The sequence below is a fragment of the Dorea sp. D27 genome, assembly GCF_001185345.1.
Lineage (GTDB): Bacteria > Bacillota > Clostridia > Lachnospirales > Lachnospiraceae > Extibacter.
Genome location: NZ_KQ236744.1, coordinates 191,557 through 215,412, shown reverse-complemented (window position 1 = coordinate 215,412; position 23,856 = coordinate 191,557). Strand labels below are relative to the sequence as shown.

23 protein-coding genes are annotated in these 23,856 nt (G+C 48.9%); 7 read left to right on the top strand and 16 right to left on the bottom strand.

What is annotated here, in order from left to right; translation table 11 throughout:
* Window positions 1-57: 57 nt before the first annotated feature.
* The 12 genes from HMPREF0980_RS07505 to HMPREF0980_RS07450 all read right to left on the bottom strand — a co-directional run bounded on the left by HMPREF0980_RS07505 (window position 58) and on the right by HMPREF0980_RS07450 (window position 11,159).
* A complete protein-coding gene (locus HMPREF0980_RS07505; protein WP_049728534.1) occupies window positions 58-942 on the bottom strand; it encodes a flagellar hook-basal body protein in 885 nt (294 codons plus the stop codon).
* Window positions 943-1,028: 86 nt separating this feature from the next.
* Window positions 1,029-1,397 carry a TIGR02530 family flagellar biosynthesis protein gene (locus HMPREF0980_RS07500; protein WP_049728533.1) on the bottom strand — a complete coding sequence of 123 codons (369 nt, stop codon included), beginning with the start codon at window positions 1,395-1,397 and terminating at the stop codon, window positions 1,029-1,031.
* Window positions 1,384-1,896, bottom strand: coding sequence for a flagellar hook capping FlgD N-terminal domain-containing protein (locus HMPREF0980_RS07495; RefSeq protein WP_049728532.1), 513 nt, complete (start codon window positions 1,894-1,896; stop codon window positions 1,384-1,386). Before HMPREF0980_RS07495 ends, HMPREF0980_RS07500 begins: the two co-directional genes overlap by 14 nt.
* Window positions 1,897-1,910: 14 nt before the next feature.
* Window positions 1,911-3,017 carry a flagellar hook-length control protein FliK gene (locus tag HMPREF0980_RS07490; RefSeq protein ID WP_049728531.1) on the bottom strand — a complete coding sequence of 369 codons (1,107 nt, stop codon included), beginning with the start codon at window positions 3,015-3,017 and terminating at the stop codon, window positions 1,911-1,913.
* A gap of 54 nt (window positions 3,018-3,071) precedes the next feature.
* Window positions 3,072-3,524 carry a flagellar export protein FliJ gene (gene fliJ, locus HMPREF0980_RS07485; protein WP_049728530.1) on the bottom strand — a complete coding sequence of 151 codons (453 nt, stop codon included), beginning with the start codon at window positions 3,522-3,524 and terminating at the stop codon, window positions 3,072-3,074.
* Window positions 3,525-3,560: 36 nt separating this feature from the next.
* Window positions 3,561-4,865: a flagellar protein export ATPase FliI gene (gene fliI / locus HMPREF0980_RS07480; protein WP_049728529.1), complete on the bottom strand. Its 1,305-nt coding sequence runs from the start codon at window positions 4,863-4,865 to the stop codon at window positions 3,561-3,563.
* Between the two features lie 20 nt (window positions 4,866-4,885).
* Window positions 4,886-5,638 (bottom strand): hypothetical protein, encoded by a 753-nt coding sequence (locus HMPREF0980_RS07475; protein WP_049728528.1) that lies wholly within the window; start codon window positions 5,636-5,638, stop codon window positions 4,886-4,888.
* Window positions 5,622-6,662, bottom strand: a complete 1,041-nt coding sequence (fliG, locus tag HMPREF0980_RS07470; protein WP_049728527.1) for a flagellar motor switch protein FliG — start codon at window positions 6,660-6,662, stop codon at window positions 5,622-5,624. The genes HMPREF0980_RS07475 and fliG overlap by 17 nt, the downstream gene beginning before the upstream one ends.
* Window positions 6,625-8,235 (bottom strand): flagellar basal-body MS-ring/collar protein FliF, encoded by a 1,611-nt coding sequence (gene fliF / locus HMPREF0980_RS07465; RefSeq protein ID WP_084002698.1) that lies wholly within the window; start codon window positions 8,233-8,235, stop codon window positions 6,625-6,627. The genes fliG and fliF overlap by 38 nt, the downstream gene beginning before the upstream one ends.
* A 31-nt stretch (window positions 8,236-8,266) precedes the next feature.
* Window positions 8,267-8,575 carry a flagellar hook-basal body complex protein FliE gene (gene fliE / locus HMPREF0980_RS07460; RefSeq protein WP_049728526.1) on the bottom strand — a complete coding sequence of 103 codons (309 nt, stop codon included), beginning with the start codon at window positions 8,573-8,575 and terminating at the stop codon, window positions 8,267-8,269.
* A gap of 10 nt (window positions 8,576-8,585) precedes the next feature.
* On the bottom strand, window positions 8,586-8,981 hold the full coding sequence (flgB, locus tag HMPREF0980_RS07455) for a flagellar basal body rod protein FlgB (RefSeq protein ID WP_242847362.1): 396 nt from the start codon (window positions 8,979-8,981) through the stop codon (window positions 8,586-8,588).
* Between the two features lie 51 nt (window positions 8,982-9,032).
* Window positions 9,033-11,159: a GGDEF domain-containing protein gene (locus HMPREF0980_RS07450; RefSeq protein WP_049728525.1), complete on the bottom strand. Its 2,127-nt coding sequence runs from the start codon at window positions 11,157-11,159 to the stop codon at window positions 9,033-9,035.
* A 402-nt stretch (window positions 11,160-11,561) separates the two neighbouring features.
* Here HMPREF0980_RS07450 and HMPREF0980_RS07445 point away from each other — a divergent pair, with 402 nt between their 5' ends.
* Window positions 11,562-13,412: a methyl-accepting chemotaxis protein gene (locus HMPREF0980_RS07445; RefSeq protein WP_049728524.1), complete on the top strand. Its 1,851-nt coding sequence runs from the start codon at window positions 11,562-11,564 to the stop codon at window positions 13,410-13,412.
* 119 nt (window positions 13,413-13,531) lie between these two features.
* On the opposite strand, the gene HMPREF0980_RS19660 is transcribed toward HMPREF0980_RS07445, so the two are convergent.
* On the bottom strand, window positions 13,532-14,254 hold the full coding sequence (locus tag HMPREF0980_RS19660; RefSeq protein WP_049728523.1) for a lytic transglycosylase domain-containing protein: 723 nt from the start codon (window positions 14,252-14,254) through the stop codon (window positions 13,532-13,534).
* A 131-nt stretch (window positions 14,255-14,385) separates the two neighbouring features.
* Here HMPREF0980_RS19660 and HMPREF0980_RS07435 point away from each other — a divergent pair, with 131 nt between their 5' ends.
* Complete coding sequence (locus HMPREF0980_RS07435) at window positions 14,386-15,042, top strand: PilZ domain-containing protein (protein WP_049728522.1); 657 nt, start codon at window positions 14,386-14,388, stop codon at window positions 15,040-15,042.
* Window positions 15,043-15,044: 2 nt separating this feature from the next.
* On the opposite strand, the gene HMPREF0980_RS07430 is transcribed toward HMPREF0980_RS07435, so the two are convergent.
* Together HMPREF0980_RS07430 and HMPREF0980_RS07425 are read right to left on the bottom strand one after the other, a co-directional pair.
* The gene (locus HMPREF0980_RS07430) at window positions 15,045-15,401 is read right to left on the bottom strand and encodes an EscU/YscU/HrcU family type III secretion system export apparatus switch protein (protein ID WP_049728521.1); all 357 of its coding nucleotides are present in this window, start codon (window positions 15,399-15,401) and stop codon (window positions 15,045-15,047) included.
* Window positions 15,388-16,827: a hypothetical protein gene (locus HMPREF0980_RS07425; RefSeq protein ID WP_049728520.1), complete on the bottom strand. Its 1,440-nt coding sequence runs from the start codon at window positions 16,825-16,827 to the stop codon at window positions 15,388-15,390. The genes HMPREF0980_RS07430 and HMPREF0980_RS07425 overlap by 14 nt, the downstream gene beginning before the upstream one ends.
* 133 nt (window positions 16,828-16,960) lie before the next feature.
* Here HMPREF0980_RS07425 and HMPREF0980_RS07420 point away from each other — a divergent pair, with 133 nt between their 5' ends.
* From HMPREF0980_RS07420 to HMPREF0980_RS07400, 5 genes are read left to right on the top strand one after another with little or no spacing between them, the layout of a single operon-like run.
* Window positions 16,961-19,024, top strand: coding sequence for a chemotaxis protein CheA (locus HMPREF0980_RS07420; protein ID WP_049728519.1), 2,064 nt, complete (start codon window positions 16,961-16,963; stop codon window positions 19,022-19,024).
* A 23-nt stretch (window positions 19,025-19,047) separates the two neighbouring features.
* A complete protein-coding gene (locus HMPREF0980_RS07415; protein WP_242847360.1) occupies window positions 19,048-19,515 on the top strand; it encodes a chemotaxis protein CheW in 468 nt (155 codons plus the stop codon).
* Window positions 19,516-19,540: 25 nt separating this feature from the next.
* Window positions 19,541-20,350: a CheR family methyltransferase gene (locus HMPREF0980_RS07410; protein WP_049728518.1), complete on the top strand. Its 810-nt coding sequence runs from the start codon at window positions 19,541-19,543 to the stop codon at window positions 20,348-20,350.
* 39 nt (window positions 20,351-20,389) lie between these two features.
* Entirely contained in the window at window positions 20,390-21,481 is a 1,092-nt protein-coding gene (locus HMPREF0980_RS07405) for a protein-glutamate methylesterase/protein-glutamine glutaminase (protein WP_049728517.1), read from the top strand.
* Between the two features lie 35 nt (window positions 21,482-21,516).
* Window positions 21,517-22,077, top strand: coding sequence for a rubrerythrin family protein (locus HMPREF0980_RS07400; RefSeq protein ID WP_049728516.1), 561 nt, complete (start codon window positions 21,517-21,519; stop codon window positions 22,075-22,077).
* Between the two features lie 113 nt (window positions 22,078-22,190).
* Here the strand turns inward: HMPREF0980_RS07400 and HMPREF0980_RS07395 are convergent, their stop codons facing one another.
* Window positions 22,191-23,696: a flagellin N-terminal helical domain-containing protein gene (locus HMPREF0980_RS07395; protein WP_049728515.1), complete on the bottom strand. Its 1,506-nt coding sequence runs from the start codon at window positions 23,694-23,696 to the stop codon at window positions 22,191-22,193.
* Between the last annotated feature and the right edge of the window lie 160 nt (window positions 23,697-23,856).

Sequence of the window (23,856 nt, the reverse complement as noted above, 5' to 3'; positions counted from 1 at the left end):
TCCGTCCCCTCCCTGCCGCAGGCACGCGGGGAATCTGTTCCCCGCGGCTTGCTCTGTTTAACGTTTCATATTGACGAGCTGTTCCAGCATCTCATCTGTTACGGTAATAATCTTTGAATTAGCCTGGTAGCCTCTCTGTGTCGTAATCATAGACGCCATATCGCTGGCCAGCTCTACATTGGACATCTCCAGATAGTTGCTCACGAAATAGTCCGCCTCAATCGCGGTAATCTGTCCCGCATTCTCGCCTGCCATATACAGGTAGCCCGCCGTCTGTTCCAGACCGTTAGGATTTTCTACCGCAGCCACTGCAATCTTGCCGATTACAACCTGCTTCTTGTCATAGGTGACGCCTGTGATTGTTCCGTCTGTCCCAATCTTATACGTCTGTATCTCGTACTGCTTTCCCGTGTCATCGCTTGGAATCTGCAACGGTTTTATACTTGCAGTATCCCATGTACCATCGGCCTTCTGTGTAAAGCCATACACGTAGTTCTGGTCGTCGTCTATGAGATATCCATTGTTGTCCGGGGAAAGGATGCCTACCCGGGAAAGGGACATCCCTTGTGTTGCAAAATCATTAGATGGGAGCCCGGTTGTCGGATCCGCTATCATAGGGCCCACGATGAAAAATCCGGTTCCGTTCAGCATACAGTTCAGCGGATCTCCCGTATAGCCGCGGCTACCGGTCGTAAAATTCGTTGTTACGGAACCAACGTTGACGCCGTATCCAAGCTGCGAGCTGTTCTTTCCTCCGGCGCCCCCGGCGGCGGTATTTCCTCCCGTGCTGCTCGTCAGGTTCTGGTACATGGCATCCTGGAAATTAGCTGACCTGGATTTGTACCCCCATGTGTTTACGTTCGCAATATTATTACTGATTACATCCATCTTGGATTGATGCGACCGCAGACCTGCAATCGCTGCATACATTGATTTGACCATTTCTTTTGTACTTCCTTTCGTATTTTTTCTGCGCCATATCCGCCTCTGTCATTCGGACATAAGGCCAAGCCTCCTTCATGGTCCGGCTATAGCAACACGGCGCTGTCGATATTCGTGAATATATTGTTCCTCATCTCTTGTGCATTCAAGGTTGTAACTACTGTATTATTTGTCACGTTAACGATAAACGCGCTGCTGCTCCCTATGACAGCAACGTCTTTTGCTCCTTTGTCCCGGGCCTTTTCCACAGCCGTCTTCAGATTTCCCGCAAGTTCAGACGTCAGCTCTACTTTGCGTTCGCTCATGCGCATCGCCGCATGCTTTGAAAACAGGAGTCCCGTCTTTTTAATCTCATCTTCATAAAGGGCGCGGAAATCTGGTTTGTCTTCCTTCTGGCGGTATACTTCATGCTGCAGACGCAGTTCCCGGACAGATGAAATGTTACGTGCTTCCATCCTTTCCTCCTTCGTCTTCCGGACTATCGGTCGCCGAGTCAGGTACTTCGCCTACTGTCATGACCTGTGACAGTGTATATTCTTTGCCGTCTATGAACAGGCTTGGATTATTTCCCATGAGGACACCGGTAACTACACCTGTCGTCTTTTCCCCGGTAAATCTGCCGTCCTTGTCCACTTCTGCCATCGTCACTGTCTTGCCTACCATAGAGCTTGCATAAGATATGGTATTGATTGCATACATCTCCAGATTGATGGCGGACATATCTGTAATCGCCTGTATCATCTGCGTCTGAACCATCTGTGCCATCATCTCGCTCGTATCCATAGGATTATCCGCGTCTTGATACCTGAGCTGAGCGGAAAGCAGCTTATAAAAATCGTTGATGCTCAGTCCACTTGTCCCGCCCGAAGATGCTCCGGTGGAATTGTCGGCGGAATTCGTCCTTGCGGATGCCGCATTTCCGTAATTGGACAGTATACTTCCTAATGTGTTCATGTCTGCTCCTTTCTCTATGCGAGACCTAGTCTCAGCTGCTGCAGGAAATCAAAGTTCTCATGGAACTCATCTTTACGGTTTTCCCTCTGCTGTCTGTCCGGTTCCCTGTCTTGTCCCCGGCTGTTCTGCTCCTGCTGTTGCTGCTGCAGATAGTCCTCGGCCGGCCTTTCGACAATCACTTCTGTCTCATTACCAGTCCTTGCCTCCATAATTCCCGCAAGCTCTCTTGCCTGCTGTGACATGGCCTGCATCGTCTTTGCCTCGCTGCACACGATTGATATGACGGCTTTTCCGGCTTCACAGGATGCTTTGATTACAAGTGTACCCAGATTGTCCGGATGAAGCTGTATCTCAAACTGTTGTTTTCCGGATACAATCTGCCTTACGATATCACTTTTCAGCATATCCATATACTCCGGGCGTATATCTTGGTTATGTGCCGGTTTTGGGGCTGTCGTAATCTCTCTGGCTGCCGGGGCGTAATCTGCTGTCCTCCCGCCCAGTGCAGTACTTTTCACCGCTTCAGCGCTTAATTCAGGATTATCCCTTCTCTCATCAGCGGCCGGTGCATCAGGTTCCTTAATCATCCGGATTACCTGCTGCGCTGCTGACTGCTCTGCTTTTAGTGGCGCAGGTATCCTGCTGTCCTGCGTATTCTCTGTAAATGTCACAGGCATCTTGTCCTTTGCGTCGGATTCTTTTACATCTTTGGCAATTCCAGCATATTCGGTCATGACAGCATGGCCAGAACTCTGTTCTGCCTGTCTGCCCGCATCGTCCGTCATAACGGCTGTCACAGCCGTATCCACAGATTCGGACACGATTGTCTCTGCCATATTTTCAGCAGTTCCTTCCGGTACCGGAAGAATGAATCCCATGTCACCGATGGCCTGGGCCGCGCCCTCTGCACACGGCAGCGGCAGCATCTGTGCCCCGGCATATGGGGCAGTCCTGTCATCTGTATCAAAATCCTGTTTTTTGTCCTTCTCAGCCGTATGCTCTTTCTGCCCTTTCAAGACTTCATCAAATTTCACCTGTTTCCCGTCATCCGGGCCTTTAGCCTTGCCTGTATTGCCGCCTGCTGCATTTGTCTTTGGCATCTCAGCTACGATCGTATTCATCGTTATCTCCTCCTTTCCTCTCATAGTATGTATAGTAAATCTGCACTGCAGTTACTATCCTGTTTTTACCCTTGCGGAAGACGTATTTGCCACAAATTCTTCTACAAATATTTCTTCTGCTTTTCTCTCAGCCGCGTCATATTCTTTTTTTCTCTTGTCTTTCAGCCTGTCTATAGAGGAAGTCTCTGTCTTTGCAGCGATGACTTCCTCCCGTTTGGCTTCCTCTTCCGCCTTCAGCCTTTTTATCATCTTCTCTGTCTTCTGGATGTTCCAGAGCACGCTTTCCAGATAGCTCTCATATACTTTCATCCGGCGTATCGTGCTGCCCTTGTGCTTTTCTTCCTCGTATCTCATACGATAGGCCGCATGCTCTTCTTCAAGCCTTTGAAGATGCTCCTCTTCCATCGCCACCTTCTGCACTATCTGGGCATATTCTGCCCTGAGATTGTGCTCTATCTGTTCTTTATATGTCAGTACTTTGTCCAGTGAAAATGCAAATTTTTTCATCTGAATTCCTCCGCAGCCGGCTCCGGGAATCATCCCCTAGCCAGCCAGTATTTTTCTCATCGCATCCAGCATTTCTTCTTTTTCATACTTCCGTTCAATTTCCTGCATCAGGAACCTGTTTACTTCGTCAATCCTCGAAATCGCGTCATCGAGTTTTGCATTCGTCCCCGACTTGTAGGCACCGATGGAAATCAAATCCTCATTCTGCTCGTAGATGCTCAATATGTCCCGAAGCCGGGAGGCAAGTTCTTTGTGTTCCTCCGTCACGATATCAGCCATCAGACGGGAGATGCTGGCGCTTACGTCTATTGCGGGAAAATGGTTCGCATTCGCGAGCTTCCGGCTGAGCACGATATGCCCGTCCAGGATACCCCTCACCGTATCCGCCACTGGTTCATTCGTGTCGTCGCCCTCCACAAGTACCGTATAGACTCCGGTGATGGATCCCTTCTCAAACATGCCGCTTCTCTCAAGCAGCTTTGGGAACTCCGCATATATGGACGGCGTATATCCTCTCGCCACCGGAGGTTCCCCGGTGGCGAGCCCGATTTCCCTCTGGGCCATGGCGAACCGGGTCAGAGAATCCATCATGAGCAGAACGTCCTTCCCCTGGTCTTTGAAGTATTCGGCGATAGTCGTCGCCACAATCGGACATTTCATGCGAAGCATTGCCGGCTGGTCTGAGGTCGCTACGACGAGAACGGAGCGTTTCATCCCTTCGGGGCCCAGGTCCTTTTCTACAAATTCCCTGACCTCCCTTCCACGCTCCCCTACCAGTGCGATGACATTGATATCCGTCTCAACATTTCTGGCTATCATCCCGAGCAGCGTGCTCTTGCCTACGCCGCTTCCTGCAAAGATGCCGATTCTCTGCCCTTTGCCGATTGTATTCAGCCCATCGATTGCCTTGACGCCAAAGTGCAGCTCTTCTGATATGGGCGGTCTTGCAAGCGGATTGATCTTGGGACTTTCCACATAATAATAACGCTCAGATTCAAAATCGCCTTTTCCGTCTATCGGGTTGCCAAGGGCGTCAATGATGCGGCCTTTCAGAAACTGGCCAACCGGAATTTTTAGTCTCTTCTTCGTACTCCTCACGAAACTGTCCGTACCGATTCCCGGCATATCCTCATAGGCCATCAGCTGTATCTTCTCTCCCCTGAATCCTACTACTTCTGCCGGAATCTGCTTCTTCTGCTCTTCGTTATAGATAAGTACGATATCTCCGATATTGGCACTTCCCCCCGATGCCTCCATGGACATGCCGGTTATGTTCTCTATCTTTCCTATGTGGTTGACGGTTTCGGCCTTCATAATCATTCCCGGCAAGTCTTTCAGCATCTCATACACTCCAGTTACGTTTATAGTCTTGCATTGTTTAGTATCTCTTTTATGTTCTCAAGCTGGGTGCCCACGCTTATATCAATGATTTCATCGGGCAGCTCCACGATACAGGTCCCTTTTTCTTCTTCATCCATCATGATTACCTTTACACTATCCGCAAGCTTGGACAGGCTGTGCAGAAATTCAGCATCTCCCTGGATATCAAGCGGCTGTCTACCGCTGCCGATATAGATCTTGGCCCAGGCTGCCTTTTTCAGCTTCTCTGTGGCCGCCAGTACCATGCGCTCTATTACATCTTCGCTCGTTCTGAGGCTCGTCTGTACAATCTTTTCCCCGATAGAAAGCGCGATGTTTTTCAGGTCATCAATGTACTTTTCCAGAAGCTTTTCCTTTTCCTCTCCTACCCCTTTTACATAATTGCTTATCTTTTCCTGCAGCCGCTCCAGCTCCTCTTCGAAGTGACGGCTGTTCTCCTCCATCGCTTTTCGGATGCCTTCCTTATAGCCCTCTTCCTCTCCCTGACGGAATGCCTCCTGCCAGGCTTCTTCTTTAATCCTGTCGGCGCCCTTCCTTGCGGCGTCCAGAATACGCTCCGCCTGCCGGGCCGCCTCATCGAGTATGCGGTCGGGTCCGGGCTGCTCCAGATCCTCTGATGTTTTTTCCTCCGCAGCCGGATCCTGTTCCAGGGACAGCTCTTTATACAAATCGTACTTTAACGCATGGCTGCAGTTATCTTCTTGACTTTTCAGTACCCTATACAATGATGTCATCCTTTCCGCCTTTGCCGATCACCAGCTCTCCTTCTTCGTCCAGCTTCCGGATTATGTTGACAATGCGCTGCTGCGCTTCCTCTACATCACGCAGGCGCACATTGACCGTAACTTCCAGATCTGACTGTATCGTCTCTGCCATACGTGTGGACATGTTAGAGAAGAACAGCTGGAGCATCTCTGAACTTGCATTTTTCAGGGCATAGACGACATCCTTCATGTCACAATCGCGTATGAAGCGCTGGATAGAGCGGTCATTCATCGTCAGAATATCTTCAAATACGAACATCTTCTTTCGGATTGCTTCCGCAAGATCCGGATCATCCTTGCCCATCTCGTCAAAGATATATTTCTCATTGCTTCGATCCATATGGTTCATGACATCCGCAATATAATCGATGCCGCCGATTGTCGTAAAGTCTGTCGTAAGAATATTGTCAAATTGCTTCAGCAGCTGGGATTCCACTATCTTGATGGCATCCGGAGAGGCGCTCTCCATCCTCGCGATACTCTCCACAACCTTCAGCCGCTTCTCTTCGGACAGCTCTGCAATAAGATCTGCTGCCTGCGCGGAATCCACATAAGACAAAATCAATGCGATCGTCTGGGGCCTCTCATGCTGCAGCACGGAGAACAGGTTCTTCGTGTCCATCTTGCTGATAAAGTCAAAAGAGCGGTTTTTAAGGTACTTTGTCATCTTCTTAAGAAGTTCATTGGCTACCGACTCTCCGTACGTCTTCTCAAGCACCGTCCGCGCATATTCCATACCGCCGTCTGTCACTACTTTCTGGGTCAGGCAGGATTTGTAGAAATCGTCCAGTACAGATTCCGTCTGTTCTGCCTCCAGATGGCCAAGCTTAGCCACTTCAAGGGTCAGCTTCTCTACTTCCTCCTCGGTCAGATACTTATATACCTTCGATGCCTTTTCTGCGCCAAGCGCTGCGATGACAGCGGCCGCTTTCCGGCCCGGAGACAGATTCGCCGCACTATTCGTCTGCTTTTCGTCCATCCTGTTCTCCTCCATTCAGCCAGTTTCGTATCATCTGTGCGGATATTTCCGGATTTTCATCGGCAAAATCTCTAACGTTCTCGCGCAGTTCTCTGCTCCTTTCATTTTTCAGGTTCAGTATCTCAGGCTTCCTTATCTCTTCTGTCACATCTGGTATGAGCAGATCCTCCAGTTCTTCCTCTTCTTCCAGCCGCCTTTTCCTTCGCCTGCGTATGAGAATGACCGCAAGAGTAATTACTACCGCAGCAATTGCTGCAGCCACAGCAATTACCGGAAGATTATCCTTTATGTTTTTCAGGATATTTGATACTTCTTTCGTATCTTCGTCCTCTTTGTCCTCATAGAACGGGGCATTTACTATAGTTATCTTCTCCAGCCTGTCGGCGGCAGCGATACCGGTGGCATTGCCGACAAGATCTCTCAGCTCATTCATGCTTATATTGCCCGCATTTTTTCCGTTGATTGCCACTGATACGGTCAAGTCTTCGAGAACGCCTGTGTCCAGCTCTCCCTGCTCCTTAACCTGATTGACTAGGTAGTCCCTCGTGGCTGATTCACTGGCCGAGCCGGACGAGCCGCCATCTGTTCCTGCATTATACTGGGGCGTGTCTGCATTCGACTCCGTGCCCGCGACTCCTGAACCGGTGCCTCCGCCGTTTACAGAATCCTTTGTGGTGGATTCGCTTGAGACAATGCCCGTTTTATCCTTTTCGTCTATCTTCTCCGGCGTCGTATAAGTGGTAGACTCTCGGATCACCTTTTCCATATTCACCTTTCCCCGGGCCGACACACGTATATTGTCTGCGCCGTAAAAGGGGCCGAGTACATTGACTACCTTCTTCGATATCTGAGTCTCTATCAGCTGTGCAATCTCTTCCGTGGCATTGCTTCCAGATGCACCGCTGCCGTTTTTGTCCACAGACACTTCTATCCCGTTTCCGTCAAACACAGCCACATTTTCCATCTCCATGTCCGGAACGCTCTTTGCGACGAGACGCTGGATTGCCGACGCCTGCTTTTCCGAAGGGGAGTCGCCGTTCTCCATCGTCACGACGACAGACGCGCTCGGCGTACCTGCCTCGTCTTCCTTATCCTCCAGGACATATTTCTGCTCCTCTTTCAGGGCAATCGTCACCTTGGCATCCTTCACCCCATCAAAAAAGCGGATAGTCGCACCTATCCGGTCCTGCAGATCATAAAGCTTGTACATCTCTTTTTCAGAATCTGTCGTCATCCCTCCGGAGTTTTCCGTAAATACATCATATGTGAATCCGCTTTTCGGGTACCCCTCGTACACCAGCTCTGCACGGGTCTTATCTGCCACGTCTTTATCGATCAGGATATCTCCGTTCTCCTTGTACTGGAAATCAACACCCGACTCCTGCAGCTTTCCTATGATTTTTGTAGCTTCTTCCTCCGTCACTCCGGTAAAAAGTGTCGTATAATCTTTATGGTTCAGAACAAGTGCAATTATGACGGCCGCTGCTATTATGGCAACTGTAACAACTCCGGCCAGTATCTTTGTCTTCCTGCTGTACTTTCCAAGGAATTCCTTGATTTTGTCCAACTTCAGCTTTATCTTATCCATGTTCCTGCTTTATGTCCTTTTCCTATACTTCTTATAGATTGATTCTCATCAATTCATTATAAGATTCTAATGCTTTATTTCTCAGCTGCACGAGCATGTCAACCGCCATCTGGGCTTCCGATGCTGCAATGGGGACAGTGTGGGCGTCGTCAATCTGCCCTGTCGCCAGAAGATACTGCTGCTGTTCCAGGTTCGCCTCGGTCTCCTTCACATCATGAACCGCATTATTGAAAATATCGGAGAACAGGCTGCCGCCTTCTTGTTCCACACTTTGATTTTTTTTCAGCTCCCCAATCGTTTCCATCCTCTGAATCGGGGTAATAAATCCACTTTCTATCATAATCTCCCTCCTACTGGCCCTTTATTGCAGTCCTAAGCCTTGTAATATCGCTGTTTACAGAATTAAGCCCATACTGGTACTGAAGTGCGGTCCTTGTAAGTTCCACCATCTCTGTATCTGCGTTGACGTTATTCCCGTCAAGCCTTGCCGTCTCCCCTGTTGTTTCGTGGATTACAGTCGACGCCCCGGCTATGGCCTGCTTCATCTGACGCCCGTCCCCTGTTCTGGACGCGGCGGAAAGTCTTCTCTGGAACGTCTCTTCAAAGGTGACATATTTGGATTTGTAACCGGGCGTATCTACATTAGCGATATTGTTCGAGGTAACTCCCTGTTTTGTCCAGAGAAAGTCCAGAGACCTTTCCATCATTCCAATCGTGTTCCCATACATGCTGCTTATCCCATTCATACACTCACTCTCCATAAATAGACTAAATTCGACATCAGTCGATAAAAAAAATTAAAACCCAAGATATTTAGTTTCAAATTCACTCACCGGAATGGCCTTGTCGAACAGATATCCCTGCCCAAGCTCACACCCGAAATTCTTTAATATCGCCTTCTGGGAGACCGTCTCTATCCCCTCAGCTACAGAATGGGTAAGCTTTAATTCCATACACATCTGAAGTACGTACTCTGCGATAACCCTTGGTTTTCCTCCGATTTCGAGCCTGTCAATCAGGCTTTTGTCAAGCTTGATTTCATTGAAATCCGCCAGCGACAGCAGCGCCAGATCCGAATAGCGGGAACCGAAGTCGTCAAGGGAAATGCGGAAGCCTGACTTCTGTATGTCATCCAGCAGTTGTTTCAGCGTATCCCGTTCCAGCATGCCGATGCTCTCCGTAACCTCAATCGTTATCTGCCCTGGCTCCACCCCGAATCTTTTGCACACCGCCCTCATCTTTTCGACCACTTCGTCTTCCATCATCGTGACACGTGAAAAATTGACGGCAATCCCCACGTCCTGGCGGCCTCTGTCCTTCCACTTCTTCAGGATGCCGCACACGCTCTCTAAGACGAAGAAGTCTATATACCTGATAATCTCGTCTCCTTCGTATCTGCTCACAAAGGAATTGGGGAAAATGATGTTCCCTTTCTCATCGAGTCTTCTTATAAGAGCTTCCGCACCGCCTATCTGATTGTTCTTCAGATTAATCTGCGGCTGGAGATAAACGACAAACCGGCCTGTCTCAATCTCCCTCTGTAGATTGTCAGCCAGCACCCCTCTGTACTTCTGGATGCTTTTCTGTCCCCCTCCTCTTTTATAGTTCTTCAGCTTATTGATGTGCATCTTCTCATTGGCTACCGTTATCTGATAGTCTATATCACACTCTCCCTCATACCAGCTTGAACCGATCGCAATCTGCAGCTGCTCGTCCCATTTCGCAGATTTCTGCAGCTCTCTCACTTCCTCTTCAAAATGATCCTTATCGATATCCAGGCAGAACGCGACAAATTCGTCATCACCTATACGGTACACATAATCGCCAAAACACTTTGTCATCGTCTGGGCAACGTATTTGAGCATATGGTCTCCCCACGCATATCCATAAGCATTATTGATATTCCTGAGGCTGTCGATATCTGCCGTAACAATTCCGAATTCTTCTTGATACTGCTGCTCCAGCCATTCAATCATATGCCGGTATTTTTTCCGGTTGCCAAGTCCCGTGAGCTCATCCATGTATCCCGAATTCTTAGCCGCCAGCCAGATCTGTCTTTTTTTAATTTCATTGACGACGAATTCGGGGGCCAGCCTGAGCAGTACCTCTGCGTCCGGATTCTCCTTCGCGTTATCAACTCCAAGGTATCCGATTACTTCTCCTTCCAATACGAGGGGCGCCGCCAGAAGGCTTTCGATTTTTCTCGCGGCCAGCATTCTGTATTCTTCTGATTCCTTATCCTCGACTTCCGCGAGCGATGATATGTAATATATCTGGCCCTTTCTAAACGTTTCCACCCAGCGCTCTACCGTGGACAGCGGCAGTTCCATCTGACCGGCTGCCTGCGGCTTTATATCCTTGCGTGTGACTTCATATGTATTTTTGAACACCTGTTTTTCTTCATTTATTTCATAAATGTACGTTCTGTCCGCATCGTAGTAATCCCGTATGATGTTCAGAAAGGCGTAGATGGATTCTTCTCCTTCTTTGCTCTCCCTGTTCAGGGCAAGCGCGCAGTCGATGAGAACCTTCTGTACTGCCAGCTCCTGCTTCAGCATCTTCTCCATATCGCATATCTTCGTGACATCTATGGCAAATTCCATCCGGGTCTTTCTTCCGTTAAAACTTACGATCGTCCCCCTCTTCACAAAGTTCCTCTTCATGTGTTCGTTGTAAAAGCTCCATTCGTAGAAAGAGCCTTCCTTAAGCAGATGGTTGGTACAAAACGGGCACGGGCCCGTCCGGTTCTGCAGCACTTCGTAGCAAGGCCTTCCATACCATTCATCCACGCCAGGATTACCTAAGATTTCGAGCCCCTTCCGGTTCACAAAATACAGTTTATAATTCTCTATATCAGATAAATATGTGACATCATTACCCTCATCTACAATCAAAGATAATATCTCGTTATCACTGATAGTCATACTTCTTTTATCCTTTCCATAAGCGTATTTTCACTGCTTGTCAAGCCTCTATGTCTTATCCTCCTGCTGTTGTGCAAAGCCGCTTCAGCTGTACTTTAAAAGGGGATATGTGGCAATAAATGTAGACTTTTAATCCCATGGGTGATATTATGATTTTGAATAAGTGCTTTTATTAAGTAGTATCTGAATTATAAATCGACATTTTCAGAACTTTTTCTGTGGAATTAAAAGTCTACAAATATTTCCATATATTCCATAAATTTCACCCCCCTTTTTAGCCTCATAATCTGTACAATTTTACTCAAGTTATAAAATTTTTATGAATAAAAAGCGCCCCTGTGGCACTTATGAATTACTAACTTTATGTCGATATATAGTAAGAGTGATTTATCTTCATAAGATATGGTTGTAAAATTTACGAAAGAAAAGGGAAAAGGTGGTGTATCAGAATTGGAAAAATCATTCCAAAAAAATACGAAAACAATCAGGGGGAAGCTAGTGACAGCTTTTGCTATCGTCACTATAATCGCCAGTTTGTCAGGCATCCTTGGGATTGTCGTAACCAAAGTCATGAACTCGCAGTATACCGAAGCGATGAAAAACTATGGGTTTGCACAGGGAGACGTCGGAGAAGCCATGAAAGAAGTTGCGGAATCGCAGCAGGCTTTGTATACGATGCTCGCACAGAGCGGCCAACAGCAGATTTCCGAGGCGCAGTCATTATTAAATGATTCTCTGGCAGCCGTGGAAAGCTATATGGATCCGGTCATGCCGACCCTTCGGACAGAGGAAGGTAAAAAGGCCGCGGAAAACTACGAGACAGACTTTAACTCTTACAAAGAGCATCTGCTATCACTGGCAGATGAAGCGTCTTCCGCCACGGGTGATGAGATAAGCATACTTGCCGAAAAGGTAGTTGCAGAAAACGACCCTCTATACGATGCAGTCATGAACGATATGAAAGAACTTATGGAGTCAAAAGTCACAAACGGCAATCAGGTAATCGACAGATTGTCTGCTGCCTCAATGGCGGCAATGGTAGCCGCGGTAGCTATCATCCTTGCAGCCGTTGTCGTAATCGTCATAATAGCGGCAAAGCTGAGAAAACAGATTGCCATTCCTATCCAGCAATGTGCGGCACGCCTAAAACTGCTGTCCCAGGGCGACCTCACCACGCCGGTGCCGGATGTCAGCGGCACAAGCGAAGTCAATGAGATGGTTGAGTGCTCCAAGATTATCGTATCTGCACTATACCAGATTATCAAAGATGAGGAGCAGCTTCTCGGAGGTATGAGCAACGGAGATTTTACAGTGTCTTCTTCATGCACGAATCTGTACATAGGAGATTTTGCCCCACTTCTGGAGGCGATCCGGGGAATCTGTTTCCGTCTCAACGATACGATGGAACAGATAACAGAGGCTTCCGTTCAGGTAGATGCAGGTGCCGACCAAGTATCCAGCGGTGCGCAGTCACTCTCCCAGGGAGCTACCGAACAGGCAAGTTCTGTACAGGAACTGGCGGCAACCATCAACGATATCTCCACGCAGATTACGGCTAATGCAGAAAATGCACAAAATGCCAATGAGCTGTCCAGCCATGTTGGTGCTGAAATCAACGAAAGTAACCAGCATATGGGCGAGATGACAGAGGCCATGGCCGCTATCGGGGAAGCTTCCAGTCAGATTGGAAAGATTATCAAGACGATAGAAGATATCGCGTTCCAGACAAATATCCTTGCGCTGAATGCTGCTGTTGAAGCCGCACGCGCAGGATCGGCCGGCAAAGGCTTTGCGGTAGTCGCGGATGAGGTCCGTAACCTTGCCGGGAAAAGCCAGGATGCAGCACAGAACACGACTGCCTTGATTGAAAATGCCATATCTGCAGTAGAAAATGGCACACAAATCGCCAACACGACTGCAGAAGCCATGAGCAAGGTAGTTACAAACGCACAGGATGTTGTCAGTCTGATCAATTCCATCTCTGAGGCCTCCAGAACACAGGCAGATTCTGTTGCCCAGGTAACTCAGGGTATAGACCAGATTTCAAGCGTAGTTCAGACGAACTCCGCAACAGCTGAGGAAAGTGCTGCCGCCAGCGAAGAGCTGTCCGGTCAGGCAAGGCTTTTAAAAGATCTCATGAGTACATTCAAGATTCGGGGCAAAGACAATGCGTCAGGGCCGGCGTCCTACGCCGCGGAAAGCTCTTATTCGAGCTATACACAGCCGGTGTCCATCTCGAATGACAAATATTAAAGCTTTACATGGGCTTAAGAAGAGCCGGAAACAGGCACGGGGATGTTATCTCTCATAACATCCCCGTGCCTGTTTCTTCCTACACTGCCATATTGTCCTTCCCTTGTGCAACCTGTCTGCTAGACTTCGGGTTCAGAAAGGACGGACGTGAATTTCATCTCCATCTGTATCCGCATCAGCTCCACTAGATTTGACAGATATTCCGTGTTGATCTGTGCCGGCGTAGACGCTTCCGTCTCATATCCCTGTCCCGTCTTGCTGGCTGCGGATCCATGAACCGTTATATTTTCTCCTGCATATTCCATAACCTTCCTGACATAGGCCTGGGTCTCTTTAAACGGCGGTATCCCGCCGTATTTGTCCACATTGCCGCTTCCCGCATTGTACGCTGCAAGGGCAAGCTTTACGTCACCTCCGTATTTTTTCAATAGGCCGGCAATGTAAGAAGCCCCTCCCATGATATTCTCTCTTGCGTTATACGGATCCGTTACCCCGAGCGACCTGGCTGTCGCCGGCATGAGCTGCATGACCCCTACTGCCCCCGCCTGGGATACCGCCGAGGGGTCAAATGCAGACTCCGCTTTGCCGATGGCTTTCAGCAGGTTCGCATCTACTCCATACTTAGACGCCGCCTCTTCAAATATAGCGTCCATGGACGACGGAATACCGGAAAATGCAGAATTCGCACTGCTTTTCCCCGCTCTGGCGGCCAATATCCGCGAAAATTCCACTCCCGTGCTTTCGCTGCTGTCCGCTGCTCGTCTCTGGCCGTAATACAGGCCGCCTTGTACTCCCAGCGTAGAAAGTACCGTATTCAAATTGTAAGGATTAAAATATGCCATCTTTTTTTCCTCTTTTCTTTATATGCCTCTGCCATTTGAAAAATCTTCTTGTTATTTTTTATAACCGTACGTATAATGATTTTTATACTAATACAGATTTATGAAATTGTCAAAGCAGAGAGGACGTAGCCATGTTTCTGAAAGACTGCCACAAAGCAAGCATATATACCGTAGATAAGGATTACCTCTGTGACGCGCACGTCTCACGTATCACAGACGGCACGGCACTTTTCACTTTTGATGAGCCGGGCGCGGATTATCTGCGTTCCGAAGTCCTCGCCACCTTTTATGATAACAAGAAAGGCCTCATATCATGTTACTGCCGGCTCTCCTGCTACAAAGAATACGCCGTGTCCCCCGGGGTGTGGAACAGCAGCGCCGTCTGCACCTTCGGGGAGGTAGTCACTTCCCTCCAACGTAGAAATGACTTGAAAGTCCGGGTCAATATTCCCACCCTTCTGTCCTTTTCCGACGGCGGGGACGACTCTTGCAGGACGGAAGGAACCGTGCGGGATATCAGTGCGGGCGGTGTCTTCATCATCTGCTCCAATAGTCTCCCCATCGGCCAGGTATTCCAGTTCTCTTTCAAGGCCGGCCAGAAGAATCTGCTGTTGACCGCCGAGGTGCTGCGCGTCCACAGTCCGGGACAGATACCTGGAGCCGAGCCCTTCATGCCGGATTCAGACGCCTTCGGTTACGGATGCCGTTTTATTCATATGACATCCTATGAGGAAGCTGCCGTCAGAAGCTTTGTGTTCCAGCAGGATTCCAAAAGTAAAAAATTCTGATACTACTGTTGTCCTTCCTCCGGCGGTTCCGGCACCGGATCCTGCTCCTCCGCCGGTCCGTCTGTTATTTCAGCAGTCTTTTCATCTTCCTTGGTCTTATAATTCAGAAAATAGATATATATGTCGACAATTGCTTTATACAGCTCTTCCGGTATCTCTGTCCCGAGCTCAAGCTGGGTCAGAAGTGTTGCAAGGGAATTGTCCTCATATACCGGCACTCCGCTCTTTTCTGCTGTCTCTACAATCTTTTCCGCTAGATATCCCATCCCCGACGCCACGATTACCGGAGCCGCCTGCCTGTCTTCGTCATACGTCAGGGCAACCGCCTTCTTGTTAAGCAATTCATTAAATTCTGACATTGATTGAATTCTTCCTTTCGAATATTTTGGGGAACGCCTCTGAAACCGGTATGGATTTCTGTCCCGAGTCGACAAACAGCTCCTCGGCCCTTATGTCATTGTCCGCAAGTATATCTGTGATGTCACGGCGTATCGTCTCAAGATTTCCATCCAGCACATCCGGACAGCTCATCTGGAGACGGATGCTCCCGTCCTTATAGATAAAATAAAGGTCGAAGAATCCAACATCCTGTATGTCAAACTTCACCAGCCCCTGCACGGTCCGTGTCCGGGAATCTGCATCCCCCTTCCCGCCGCCTTCGGCGTCAGGATCAATCCACATCTCTGCAAACATAAGCTGGCCATTCATCTGAAGGGGTATCATCATGTGCAGAACCGGCATATAGACACTTTCATTCAGCAGTATGGCCTGCATGAGATTCTTGAAGACCGCTTTGTTTTCATTCCCGGCAGCTCCTGCGACACCTGCGTCTATCAGACCGGCCAGCTTTTTCATCCACTTCTGCTGCCGCACGGCCTTTTCAAATTCAGTATTTCCAAGCACCTGCATCAGCATCGCGGGGTCGAGCCCCTGAAAATACTTCTGCATCCCCTGGTATTTCATCAATTCACCGAACGCCTCCATTAGCCTGGCTGCAGAACTGTTCTCACATCTGGCTGTCCAGGCCGCCAGGCGGGCCGTCATATCCCGCAGCTCCCCCCTGTCATGTGTACCTGATATGTATCGGTTGAGATAGGGCAATATCTTCTCCTTCAGAAGCGCGGCGTTCTCCTCCATCTCCGCGCTTCCCGCCGCGGCATCGTAGCTGAGCTCCCCTGCCATCGCCTTAAGCTGTGCTCCCGCGTCCTGGAACATCTTCCCTTCCAGTGATTCCATAAGACGTCCGATGCTCTGCATAATATGCGGGCTCTCTGCCATATCCGTATATCGCCTTACGAAGTCAAGCAGCATGCTTTTAAGCTCTACAGAATTCGTCTGCTCCATCACCTGCCTGAGCAGAGAGAAAAACGCCCCGGTAAACCGGATCGTCGCATTGCCCTGGCTTTTCACGAAAGCAAGCAGTTCCTGCGGATCCACATCCACCATGGCAAAGAACTCCGCAATCTGCTGTGCATAGCCGTCACTGAGCCCGGCCTCTGCCAATGTAGAAAATCTCTCGAAAAATATTTTGGAGAATTCTTCTGCCATAGCGGGCATCTCACGCATCTGCTGTATGAAGTTATCATAATTTGATTCATACTGGAACTTCAGTCCTACATTTTGCTCCTGGGACGCCGAGTCACTCCGTGCATCCGGCTTTACGACCTTCTCGGGATTGACCTGCCCCTGTATGGCCGGATCTGTATTTCTGACCGGATTTGTCCTCACGGAATTTGCATTTTCATATCCCGCCACTGGAGTCGTTACTTTTAAAATATTTGACATTTTTTCACCTACTGTAATTATCTTTTGACATTTTCAGCCGATATATAAACTATATGAGTACATTAACACAACATCCTCACGGTTTGCAATGTTATTAAATATAAATTAAAAATTAAGGTGGTGCACAAAGATTATGGACAATATGACTGACAGCCTGCTTGAGACTTATCTGTTTGAGACCAATTCTCTTTTGGAGCAGCTGGATGAACTGCTCATCAACGCGGAAAAGGCAGGCGAATTCACATCCGATGATGTTAACGAGATTTTCCGCAGCATGCACACGATCAAAGGCTCTTCTGCAATGTTGGAATTCCAGCCTTTGATGGAGGTAGCACACCATATCGAGGACCTGTTCTTCTTTATCCGTGAAAATGGAACAAGCTCCCTGACAGAGGAACAGAAAAGTGAACTGTTCAATCTGATGTTCAAGTCAACCGACCGGCTGAGGGCAGACGTTGAAAAAGTAGAAAACAACGAGCCGCTCAGTATGAATATCGACAGTTTTGTCAATGAGATTAATAGTTTTTTAAACGAGCTTCGTGCAAAAGATTCCGACGATGCGGCCGCAGCTCCGTCCGAGACGGCGCAGACCGGCAGCATAGCTGAACCCCCGCAGAATCTTCCGGATATGGACGCTCCGTTCATCGTGCACGTCTTTTTTGAAGAAGACTGCGGGATGGAGAATCTGCGCTCCTTTATGCTCATCACGGCATTGAAGGACGCCGGTCTGGAATTTTCCTTTATTCCCGAGGATGTGGAGACCAATTCTGATACGAGCGAGATAATAGCAGAACAAGGCTTCTATCTCGCATTTAAGTCAGATAAGGAAGCGGAATCCGCTGTCAAGATACTGAACACGACGAGCAACATCCGCTCTTATGAAGTAATCGAGCGTCCTTGCAGCAGCCAGAAAGAGGAAGCTCCCGTGAAAGAACAGAAGGTTTCTTCCGATGAAGGCACAGCCGCCCCAGCTCCCGCTGCCAAGCAGCCAACTGCCGCCGGCCATGCCAAACAGAGCCTGATCAGCGTCAATTTAAGCAAACTTGACCAGCTGATGGCAATCGTCGGGGAAATTGTAATAACGGAATCCATGGTCACTGCCTCACCGGAACTGCAGAATGTCAAGCTCGACAGTTTTCTGAAGTCGGCGCGCCAGCTGCGCAAGCTGACCGATGACCTGCAGGACATTGCCATGTCTCTGCGTATGGTGTCCGTCTCCGGTGTATTCCAGAAGATGAACCGCATTGTGCGGGATATGAAGAAGACCCTGAATAAGGACGTCCGGCTGACTATTGTCGGCGAGGACACCGAGGTTGACAAGACTATCGTGGACAGCATCGGTGACCCGATAATGCACATCGTCCGCAATGCCATGGATCATGGAATCGAAGAAGATGTACAGGACCGTATCGCTGCCGGAAAGCCACCCCAGGGTGAGATTAAGCTGTCCGCCAGACATACGGGCAGTGAAGTAATCATAACGGTGGAAGACGACGGGCAGGGCATGGATACCGATGCGATTCTGGCAAAGGCCGCAAGGAACGGCATCCTTGTCAAACCGGAAGAGGAATACTCCCGTAAGGAAATCTTATCCCTCCTCATGCTCCCCGGCTTTTCTACAAATCAGGAAGTAACGGAATATTCCGGCCGTGGCGTGGGGCTTGATGTCGTCAAGAAAAATGTGGAAGCCATCGGAGGGACTGTCACGATAACAAGCGAAAAGGGACAGGGGAGCTGCACGACGCTCAAGATTCCGCTCACGCTTGCCATCGTAGACGGAATGGAAATCTCTATCGGAAAGAACGTATTTACCATACCGATTGCCAATATCCGCCAGTCTTTCAAGGCAGAACAGAAGGATATCATCCTGGATGCCGCCGGACACGAGATGATCAAGTGTATGGATGAGTTCTTCCCTATCGTGCGTATCCACAATCTGTTCAATATGACAGAAGGATATTCGGATATTGAAGACGGCATATTAATCTGGGTAGAAGCAAGCGATAAATCATACTGTATGTTTGTGGACCAGCTTCTCGGCGAGCAGCAGGTAGTTGTAAAGCCGCTCCCGTCATACCTGAACAACTTTAACATCAAACATTCCGGCATCAGCGGATGCACCATCCTCGGCGACGGCAATATCAGCATCATCCTTGATGTTGCCAGCGTATATACCGCTGCACAGGAAATGTTTTAACTGGAATAAGGAGGTTAGAATATATGCCAGACTCAATGATTCATGACGAAACAACAGAAGATATCCTCGGATCTGAAACTACGGAACGTTTCCTCACTTTTATGTCTGACGGACTCATCTTCGGCGTCAGTACAGAGAATGTAATAGAGATTATCACTAATTACATGATACGTCCTCTTCCCATGGTACCTGACTATATAAGAGGAATCATCAACCTGAGGGGGCAGGTCCTCCCGGTCATGGACATCCGTCTGCGGATGAACAAGCCGTTCCGGGAATATACTTCTACCACATGCATCATCATATTAGAGATCAATTCTACGCTCATTGGTATCGTGGTGGATTCCGTTCTTCAGGTTCAGGATATTGATATAGCCGGAGCATCTCCCATTCCGATTGAAAACCGTCAGGAACTTACTAACGCTATGATATCGCTGGATGACGGGACAGTAGTGCTGCTGCTCGACTGCGACGCAGTACTGCGTATCTGACGTAATTTGAAGGAGTGCATTACATATGTTAACTTTATCGGAACGTGATTTTCAGCGGCTTGTAAGCTTTGTGAAGAATAATTACGGCATCAATCTGGACCACAAGCAGCAGCTCATTGCAGGCAGGTTATCCAACGTGATCATGTCTATGGGATTCACCTCTTTCAGCGAGTACGTAGACCATATTCTCTCTCGAAAGAGCCCGGATGATATAGATACCATGCTCAATAAGCTGACAACCAATTATACGTATTTTATGCGCGAAGAGGCTCATTTTGATTATTTCCGCGGCACAGTCCTTCCATGGCTTGAACAGACGAAAAAGAACCGGGTCCTGAGCATATGGAGCGCCGGCTGCTCTTCAGGCCAGGAGCCCTATACCTTATCCATGATTTTAAAAGACTATTTTGGCTCAAAGGCCGGCATGTGGGACACGCGCGTACTAGCCACCGACATTTCACAAAATGTGCTCGACACTGCCGCCGCCGCGCAGTACGAAGAGGAATCTTTGCGCAACCTTCCGGCAGGATGGAAAGGAAAATATTTCAGAAAATCTCAAAGCCCGGGATTCTATACCGTAGCAGAAAGCATCAAGTCAAATGTAATATTCCAGCGTTTTAACCTGATGGAACCTATCCGGTTTAAATTGAATTTTGACGTTATCTTCTGCCGCAATGTTATGATATACTTCGACCAGCCAACGAAAGAAGCCCTGGTACAGCGTTTTTATAACGCCACCGTGCCGGGCGGCTACCTTTTTATCGGCCATTCCGAAAGCCTGCCAAAGTCAAATACCAATTATCATTATGTAATACCTGCCGCATATCGCAAATAATATGCGGCAGGTTATTGAGATTTAAGAAGGGGATATAAAATGACACTAAATACTAAAATACGCGTCCTCGTAATCGATGACTCTCTCGTGTTTGACCGTTTTCTATCCGAGGAGCTGCCAAAGGCCAACGACAGCATCGAAGTGGTGGGCTACTCCATGACCCCCTATGATGCGCTGGGTAGAATACCGACGCTAAAACCGGATGTGATAACGCTTGACGTAGAGATGCCCGGCATAAACGGGATAGACTTCTTGAAGGAGCTGCTGCCTAAATACCTGCTTCCCGTAATTCTCGTGTCATCACTGAATGTAAATGTTTTTGACGCCTTGTCGAATGGAGCGGTCGATTTTGTCAAAAAACCCGATATGAGCCGCAGCTATACCGTGCAGTCGTTTGTGCAGAACCTCTGTTCCAAGATTCTTATCTCATCCCGCGCAAAAGTACGGCTGCCCACCTCTATGCATCCTTCGCCGGCACCCGCGGCCAGCATGCCTGCGGCAGACACGTCCGCCCATGCGCAGGAAGTCGTCCAGAGGCCGTTCTCCCTCCGGGCAAATAATACGGTGATTGCCATAGGTGCCTCTACCGGAGGCACAGAAGCTACATTAGAGATTTTAAAAGAACTTCCTGCCGATATTCCCGGCATAATCATCACCCAGCATATGCCGGAAGGCTTCACGAAAATGTACGCAGAACGTCTGGACCGGCTCTGCAAGATGGAGGTCCGGGAGGCCCGTAACGGGGATACGCTAAGACCCGGGCTGGCTCTTATCTCTCCGGGCGGAGATCTGCAGACGAAGGTGGAACGGGTGGGCAGCCAGTACATCGTAAAATGTTTTCCGGCAGAAAAAGTAAACGGACACCGGCCGTCTGTCGATGTTCTGTTTTATTCAACAGCCGTATCAGCCGGAAGTTCCGCCGTCGGCATCATACTGACCGGCATGGGACAGGACGGTGCGGACGGCCTACTGCACATGCGCCGTGCCGGTGCCTATACGATAGGCCAGGACAGAGAGTCCTGTGTCGTATACGGTATGCCTATGGTAGCATATCGTATCGGCGGGGTCATCACCCAGGCTCCCTGCCAGAATATCGCCCGCATACTAGTCAATTACTTGAGAAAGCTGTAAATCTTTTTATTAGAATGTTGTAAAGGAGATTTAAAATGGATTTAAAAGATTCCAAGACTTACGAAAACTTGAAAACAGCATTGTCTGGCGAGTCTCTGGCCAGGAACAAATACACTTATTTTGCCCAGGCAGCCCGCAGGGACGGTCACGAACATATTGCAGAGGAACTGGAAGCCATGGCGGTAAATGAGATGACACATGCCCGGTTCTGGTTCGAGCTGATTTATGGCAAGCCAGTTGATGTGCTTACAAATTTACAAATTGCCATGAAAGGGGAATATGACGAATGGAACTCCATGTACCCTGAGTTTGCGAAAAAGGCAAGGGAAGAAGGTTTTGAGGACATTGCCGTCATGTTTGAACATGTGGCATCCATTGAAAAGTCACATGAAGAACGGTTTATGAAATTATTTATAGAGGCTAAGAAATCAGAAAGCAGTGCGGACCAGGAACCCGCGGCCCCCGCTGAAGAAGTGCCTTCTGCGCCGGAGTACGGTTACCGCTGTGTATTTTGCGGTGCAGTATTTCCGAATCGCCCCGATGTATGCTCCGTCTGCAAAGCCATCGGTTCGTTTGACCATGTTGAGGTGCATTAGGACACATCGGTAGTAAAACATGGCAAAAACTGAAATCCCTCCATATTGCAGGCATACCAATATAGCCAGCCGGTTTGTTCACCGGCTGGCTATATGTGTTTAATGGGGACTTATTACTGTAATAACTGAAGAACTCCCTGAGGTATCTGGTTTGCCTGTGCAAGCATAGCCTGAGAAGCCTGTACGAGGATGTTGTTCTTCGTGTAAGCCATCATCTCATTTGCCATGTCCACATCGCGGATACGGCTTTCTGCAGCCGTCATGTTCTCTGTCGTTACACTTAAGTTGTTGATCGTGTGCTCCAGACGGTTCTGGATGGCACCGAGGTCACCTCGTGTAGAGGATACCTGGTTGATTGCGTCCTTAATCAAGTCTACGGCAGCTTTTGCCCCTGACTGTGTAGAGATGTCGATGGCACCAATTCCGAGTGCGGCTGAGCTCATATTGCCAACTTTAACTGTCAGCTGGTTAAAGGATTCCGCTGTATCACCAATCTGCAGCTCAAGTCCTCCGCCTGCAGCAAGTCCGGCTCCGGCAGTTCCGTCTGCACCAAGTGCGTATATACCGTCGGTATCCGTTCCGCCACCTTTTCCGGCAAGTGCGGTTCCAGTTAAAGTTCCGTCGAAAGACACTGTCATGTTCGCACCGGCCTTTGCGAGCATTGAATTGATTTCACTTGCACTGTATGCCTTCGATGCATCCAGATTCAATGCGACATCGCCATTCGCAGCATTTATAGTTGCTCCTATAGTTCCGGCTGCGGCAAATGTAAGTGTTCTCTTATCAACTCCGGCTGTTCCGGATGTTACCGTAACACCGCCGCCGGTTGCTGTAGCCTGTTTTGCATCGGCAATCGTAGTTGCTGCTGCAATTGTTCCGGCACCATCATCCTGAAGCTTGATGTCATCGCTGATTTCAATCTTAAGTCCGGAAGCGGACGCAGGAAGCGTAGCATCACTGATCAGCTTATCAATGTCTGCCTGCGTATATGTCTTGGCCTTGTCGCCGTCCAGTGTAATCGTGATATTGCCGGAAGCATCTGCTGTTATAGAAGAAGCAGTACCTTTTGCGGCCGCTGCGATCGTGACCGTTTTCCCAGCTTCGAGTCCGGATACAGAGAAGTCTACCGCATTTACTAATTTACCTACTCCTATTCCAGCCACAACGCTAATCTTAGCGCCTGTCGTACCGCTGCCAAGACTTCCGTCCAGCAGGTTGATGCCGTTGAAGTTCGTTCCTTCTGAGATTCTGTCAATCTCGTCTTTCAGGGACTGGATCTCCTTCTGAAGGTTCGCGCGGTCCGTCGCATTGTCATACGTACCGTTCGCAGACTGGTCGGCCAGCTCTACCATACGGTTCAGCATGGAGTGGACTTCCGTCAGAGCACCTTCTGCCGTCTGTACTAAGGAGATGCCGTCCTGTGCATTCTTCTGTGCCGTCTCAAGTCCCGTAATCTGCGCCCTCATCTTCTCAGAGATGGCAAGCCCGGCAGCATCGTCGCCTGCACGGTTGATGCGGTAGCCGGATGACAGCTTCTCCAGGTTCTTGGATACTGCACTGTTGTTGTTCGTCAGGTTGCGGTAAGAGTTCAATGCCGCGATATTATGTTGGATTCTCATATGATTTCCTCCTTGAAATTATTCCAGGGGGCTTCCCTGCCCCGCTGAGGGTATTCCCTCCCGGTTTTTAATCATAGGGAAGGAATGATGAAATGGGGGACTTGACAACACATGTAATCAGAAATATAATAAAACTGTATTATAAGTCAGTGAAACGTGA

What these genes read in the sequence shown, in the direction of transcription:
- HMPREF0980_RS07450 (WP_049728525.1), bottom strand. Translation starts at nt 11,159, where the DNA reads ATGACTATCAGTGATAACGAGATATTATCTTTGATTGTAGATGAGGGT.
- fliE (WP_049728526.1), bottom strand. Translation starts at nt 8,575, where the DNA reads ATGATAGAAAGTGGATTTATTACCCCGATTCAGAGGATGGAAACGATT.
- HMPREF0980_RS07415 (WP_242847360.1), top strand. Translation starts at nt 19,048, where the DNA reads ATGCCAGACTCAATGATTCATGACGAAACAACAGAAGATATCCTCGGA.
- HMPREF0980_RS07400 (WP_049728516.1), top strand. Translation starts at nt 21,517, where the DNA reads ATGGATTTAAAAGATTCCAAGACTTACGAAAACTTGAAAACAGCATTG.
- HMPREF0980_RS07490 (WP_049728531.1), bottom strand. Translation starts at nt 3,017, where the DNA reads ATGAATACGATCGTAGCTGAGATGCCAAAGACAAATGCAGCAGGCGGC.
- fliI (WP_049728529.1), bottom strand. Translation starts at nt 4,865, where the DNA reads ATGCTGAAAGACTTGCCGGGAATGATTATGAAGGCCGAAACCGTCAAC.
- flgB (WP_242847362.1), bottom strand. Translation starts at nt 8,981, where the DNA reads ATGAATGGGATAAGCAGCATGTATGGGAACACGATTGGAATGATGGAA.
- HMPREF0980_RS07425 (WP_049728520.1), bottom strand. Translation starts at nt 16,827, where the DNA reads ATGTCAAATATTTTAAAAGTAACGACTCCAGTGGCGGGATATGAAAAT.
- HMPREF0980_RS07495 (WP_049728532.1), bottom strand. Translation starts at nt 1,896, where the DNA reads ATGAACACATTAGGAAGTATACTGTCCAATTACGGAAATGCGGCATCC.
- fliG (WP_049728527.1), bottom strand. Translation starts at nt 6,662, where the DNA reads ATGGAGGAGAACAGGATGGACGAAAAGCAGACGAATAGTGCGGCGAAT.
- HMPREF0980_RS07405 (WP_049728517.1), top strand. Translation starts at nt 20,390, where the DNA reads ATGACACTAAATACTAAAATACGCGTCCTCGTAATCGATGACTCTCTC.
- HMPREF0980_RS07410 (WP_049728518.1), top strand. Translation starts at nt 19,541, where the DNA reads ATGTTAACTTTATCGGAACGTGATTTTCAGCGGCTTGTAAGCTTTGTG.
- HMPREF0980_RS07435 (WP_049728522.1), top strand. Translation starts at nt 14,386, where the DNA reads ATGTTTCTGAAAGACTGCCACAAAGCAAGCATATATACCGTAGATAAG.
- HMPREF0980_RS07505 (WP_049728534.1), bottom strand. Translation starts at nt 942, where the DNA reads ATGGTCAAATCAATGTATGCAGCGATTGCAGGTCTGCGGTCGCATCAA.
- HMPREF0980_RS07500 (WP_049728533.1), bottom strand. Translation starts at nt 1,397, where the DNA reads ATGGAAGCACGTAACATTTCATCTGTCCGGGAACTGCGTCTGCAGCAT.
- HMPREF0980_RS07430 (WP_049728521.1), bottom strand. Translation starts at nt 15,401, where the DNA reads ATGTCAGAATTTAATGAATTGCTTAACAAGAAGGCGGTTGCCCTGACG.
- fliJ (WP_049728530.1), bottom strand. Translation starts at nt 3,524, where the DNA reads ATGAAAAAATTTGCATTTTCACTGGACAAAGTACTGACATATAAAGAA.
- HMPREF0980_RS07395 (WP_049728515.1), bottom strand. Translation starts at nt 23,696, where the DNA reads ATGAGAATCCAACATAATATCGCGGCATTGAACTCTTACCGCAACCTG.
- HMPREF0980_RS07445 (WP_049728524.1), top strand. Translation starts at nt 11,562, where the DNA reads ATGGTTGTAAAATTTACGAAAGAAAAGGGAAAAGGTGGTGTATCAGAA.
- HMPREF0980_RS19660 (WP_049728523.1), bottom strand. Translation starts at nt 14,254, where the DNA reads ATGGCATATTTTAATCCTTACAATTTGAATACGGTACTTTCTACGCTG.
- fliF (WP_084002698.1), bottom strand. Translation starts at nt 8,235, where the DNA reads ATGGATAAGATAAAGCTGAAGTTGGACAAAATCAAGGAATTCCTTGGA.
- HMPREF0980_RS07420 (WP_049728519.1), top strand. Translation starts at nt 16,961, where the DNA reads ATGGACAATATGACTGACAGCCTGCTTGAGACTTATCTGTTTGAGACC.
- HMPREF0980_RS07475 (WP_049728528.1), bottom strand. Translation starts at nt 5,638, where the DNA reads ATGACATCATTGTATAGGGTACTGAAAAGTCAAGAAGATAACTGCAGC.